Annotated in this window: 3 protein-coding genes and 1 pseudogene; 3 read left to right on the forward strand and 1 reads right to left on the reverse strand. The window is 74.4% G+C overall.

Annotated elements, in window-relative coordinates; translation table 11 throughout:
- The first annotated feature begins 198 nt into the window (after positions 1 to 198).
- Entirely contained in the window at positions 199 to 933 is a 735-nt protein-coding gene (locus C6N75_RS29070; protein ID WP_105871833.1) for a Mut7-C RNAse domain-containing protein, read from the forward strand.
- Positions 934 to 1,089: 156 nt separating this feature from the next.
- Positions 1,090 to 1,860 (forward strand): SDR family NAD(P)-dependent oxidoreductase, encoded by a 771-nt coding sequence (locus C6N75_RS29075; RefSeq protein ID WP_105871831.1) that lies wholly within the window; start codon positions 1,090 to 1,092, stop codon positions 1,858 to 1,860.
- 19 nt (positions 1,861 to 1,879) lie between these two features.
- Here the strand turns inward: C6N75_RS29075 and C6N75_RS29080 are convergent, their stop codons facing one another.
- Positions 1,880 to 3,073 (reverse strand): RtcB family protein, encoded by a 1,194-nt coding sequence (locus tag C6N75_RS29080; RefSeq protein ID WP_105871832.1) that lies wholly within the window; start codon positions 3,071 to 3,073, stop codon positions 1,880 to 1,882.
- 234 nt (positions 3,074 to 3,307) lie between these two features.
- Here C6N75_RS29080 and C6N75_RS29085 point away from each other — a divergent pair.
- Positions 3,308 to 3,852 (forward strand): annotated as a pseudogene (locus C6N75_RS29085) (DUF3558 domain-containing protein); the annotation flags it as partial.

A 3,852-nucleotide genomic window follows, 5' to 3' on the forward strand; every position in this document is an offset into this window, starting at 1 on the left:
CCGTACGCTGCCGTTCGACCGCAGCGGCGAGGAGGACCTGGGGTTCAGGGCCTCCGGTTCGCTGGGCGGCGCGGCCGGGTGATGACCCACTTCCGCGCGGTGACGGGGTAGGGCACGGAGGCAGAACGGCGTCGCCGGCCGCCCTGGGGCAGGGAAATCGCCTGGCCGGGCCCCTGCCCCGGTGACATGCTGAGCGGCGTGAACGGACCGGAGATCCAGATCAGCTTCGCCCCGGCGCTCGCCCTGTTCGTCGCGGCCCCGCGCCGCGCCGGGCGCACGGCCGCCGTCACCGACGGGGTGTCCACGCTGGGCCATGTCGTGGAGTCGCTGGGCGTGCCGCTGACCGAGGCCGGGGAGCTGCTGGTGGACGGCCGCCCGGTGCCGACCTCGCACGTTCCGGCGGCCGGTGAGCAGGTGCACGTCACCGGCGTGCCGCGCCCCCAGCATGTGCCCGGGGCGCCGCTGCGGTTCCTTCTGGACGTCCATCTGGGCACGCTGGCCCGGCGGTTGAGGCTGCTGGGCGTGGACGCGGCGTATCAGAGCGAGGACATCGGCGACCCGGCGCTGGCCGCGCAGTCGGCCCGGGAGCGCCGGGTGATGCTCTCCCGGGACCGCGGGCTGCTGCGGCGGCGTGAGCTGTGGGCGGGCGCGTACGTCTACAGCGACCGCCCGGACGACCAGGTGCGCGACGTGCTGGAGCGGTTCGCCCCGCCGCTGGCTCCGTGGACGCGCTGCACGGCGTGCAACGGGGAGCTGGCCGAGGCCGACAAGGACGCGGTGCGCGGCAGGCTGGAGCAGGGCACGGAGCGGACCTACGACGTCTTCGCCCAGTGCTCGGCGTGCGGCCGGGTCTACTGGCGGGGCGCGCACCACTCGCGCCTGGAGGCGATCGTCGACGAGGCCCTGCGCGAGTTCGGCGGGGCGGCGGCCTGAGGCGGGCGGCCCGGGGGTCCGGGCGGTGCGGGGGCGGGGACCCGCTCCCCCAACGCCGCGGCATCCCCCTCACGCCCCGGCGCCGCGGGCTTCGCCGGGTGCCTATCCTGGCCGGGTAGTACCGGCTGTTCGACCGTTCGTGCGAGGAGTACGCCCATGACCGCCGCCCCCGCCACCACCCCCGTCGCCGTCGTCACCGGGGCGAGCAGCGGCATCGGCGCGGCCACCGCCCGGCAGCTCGCCGAGGCCGGCCACCGGGTGGTGCTGACCGCCCGCCGCAAGGACCGGATCGAGGCGCTGGCGGCGGAGCTGACCGAGGCGGGCCTGGCGGCCGCCGCCCACCCGCTGGACGTCACCGACCGGGCGGCGGTGGACGCGTTCGCGGCCGGTCTGGACCGCTGCGACGTGCTGGTCAACAACGCGGGCGGGGCGCTGGGAGCGGACCCGGTGGCCACCGGCGACCCGGCCGACTGGCGGCAGATGTACGAGGTCAACGTCATCGGCACGCTGAACCTCACCCAGGCGCTGCTGCCCGCGCTCACCGCGTCCGGCGCGGGCACGGTGGTGGTGGTCAGCTCCACCGCCGGGCACGCGGCCTACGAGGGCGGCGGCGGCTACGTGGCCGCCAAGAACGGCGCGCGGGTGCTCGCCGAGACGCTGCGGCTGGAGATCGTCGGCACCCCGGTGCGGGTGGTGGAGGTCGCCCCCGGCATGGTGAAGACCGAGGAGTTCGCCACCACCCGCTTCCGCGGCGACACCGCGAAGGCCGCCAAGGTGTACGCGGGCGTCGCCGAGCCGCTGAGCGCGGACGACGTCGCCGACACCATCGCCTGGGCGGTCACCCGTCCCCCGCACGTCAACATCGACCTGCTGGTGGTCCGCCCGCGCGCCCAGGCGTCCAACTCCAAGGTGCACCGGGAGGGCTGAGCCCGGCCGCCCGCGCGGCTCAGCCCTTGACGCACACCAGCTGCCGGAGCTTGGCCACCACCTCGACCAGATCCCGCTGCTGGTCGATGACCTGCTCGATCGGCTTGTACGCGGCCGGGATCTCGTCCACCACGCCGGCGTCCTTGCGGCACTCCACGCCCCGCGTCTGGTCCTCCAGGTCCCGGGTGGAGAACCTCCGCTTCGCGGCGTTGCGGCTCATCCGACGGCCGGCGCCGTGCGAGGCGGAGTTGAAGGAGGCCTCGTTGCCCAGTCCCTTGACGATGTACGAGCCGGTGCCCATGGAGCCGGGGATGATCCCGTACTCGCCGGAGCCGGCCCGGATCGCGCCCTTCCGGGTGACCAGCAGGTCCATCCCGTCGTACCGCTCCTCCGCCACGTAGTTGTGGTGGCAGGAGATCACCGGCTCGAAGGCGACCTTCGCCTTCCTGAACTCCCTGCGGACCACGTCCTGGAAGAGCGCCATCATGATCGCGCGGTTGTACTTCGCGTACTCCTGCGCCCAGAACAGGTCGTTGCGGTACGCCGCCATCTGCGGGGTGTCCGCGGTGAAGACGGCGAGGTCGCGGTCGACCAGGCCCTGGTTGTGCGGCAGCTTCCGCGCCTCGCCGATGTGGTACTCGGCCAGCTCCTTGCCGATGTTGCGGGACCCGGAGTGCAGCATCAGCCACACCGCGCCCGCCTGGTCCAGGCAGAACTCGATGAAGTGGTTGCCGCCGCCGAGGGAGCCCATCTGCCTGGCGGCCCGGTCCCGGCGGAAGTGGACCGCCTCGGCGATCCCGTCGAACCGGGACCACAGGTCGTCCCAGCCGGCCGTCGGGAAGCCGTGCAGCCGCCTCGGGTCGACCAGGTCGCCGTGCATCGAGAAGCCGACCGGGATCGCCTCCTCGATCTTCGAGCGCAGCCGGGACAGGTCGCCGGGCAGGTCGTCGGCGGTCAGCGAGGTCCTCACCGCCGACATCCCGCAGCCGATGTCCACGCCGACCGCGGCCGGGCAGACCGCGCCGTGCATGGCGATCACCGAGCCGACCGTGGCGCCCTTGCCGTAGTGCACGTCCGGCATGACGGCCAGGCCCTTGATCCACGGCAGCGTGGCGACGTTGTGAAGCTGCCGCAGGGCGCCGCCCTCGACCGTGGCGGGGTCGGCCCACATCCGGATCCCGACCCGCGCGCCGGGCATCTCCACGTACGACATACTTCCTCGATTCCCCCGTGACAGTCTGGACAGCGCGAAAAGGCGCGAAAAGATACGGAAAGGCGCAGACGGTGCGCGAATCCGGCGAAGGCCGCCGAGCACGTCGACGGCCGCCAAGGCCGCGAAAGAGGCGGCCGACCGGCGGCGACGGCGGCGCGTGCGATACACATTGTGTGCGGTGGCCGCAGGCGACCACCAACTCTTTTCCACCCGCAGCGAGAGGAGCGCGGAACCGTGCGACGCAGGGCTGACGCACCCCGCCCGGCAGCCCGCCGGACGATCTGGCCGGCGGCCCTGGCCCTCGGCGCCGTGCTGGTCTCCGGGTGCACCGCCTCCGACGGACCGGACGGCGCGGCGACCGACTCCAAGGCGGGCGACGGCGCCGGGCAGGCCGCCGCCCCCGGCCGCTACCGCACCCTGCTGGAGCCGTGCGGCTCGGTGCCGCGGGCCACCCTGCGCGAGCTGCTGCCGGGCGCCGCCGCCCTCACCGACGAGCAGCGCGAGCGGGTCTACCGCGGCACCCCGGCCGTCACCTACGACACCGACCGGCGGGCCGGCTGCGCCTGGAAGGCCGACGGCCCGGACGCCTCCCACCAGCTCATCCTGGACTTCGAACGGGTGGTCTCCTACGACCCGGCGGTCAGCGACGACGCCCGGGCCCAGCAGGTGTACACCGGCAAGGAGTCCGCCGTGCTGCCGGCCGCGCCGCCCACCGCCCCCGCCGCCCCCTCGACCCCCGCCAAGCCGGACGGCTCGTCGGAGCCGTCCGGGTTGGCGGG

The organism is Streptomyces solincola (assembly GCF_002982015.1).
Classification (GTDB): domain Bacteria; phylum Actinomycetota; class Actinomycetes; order Streptomycetales; family Streptomycetaceae; genus Streptomyces; species Streptomyces solincola.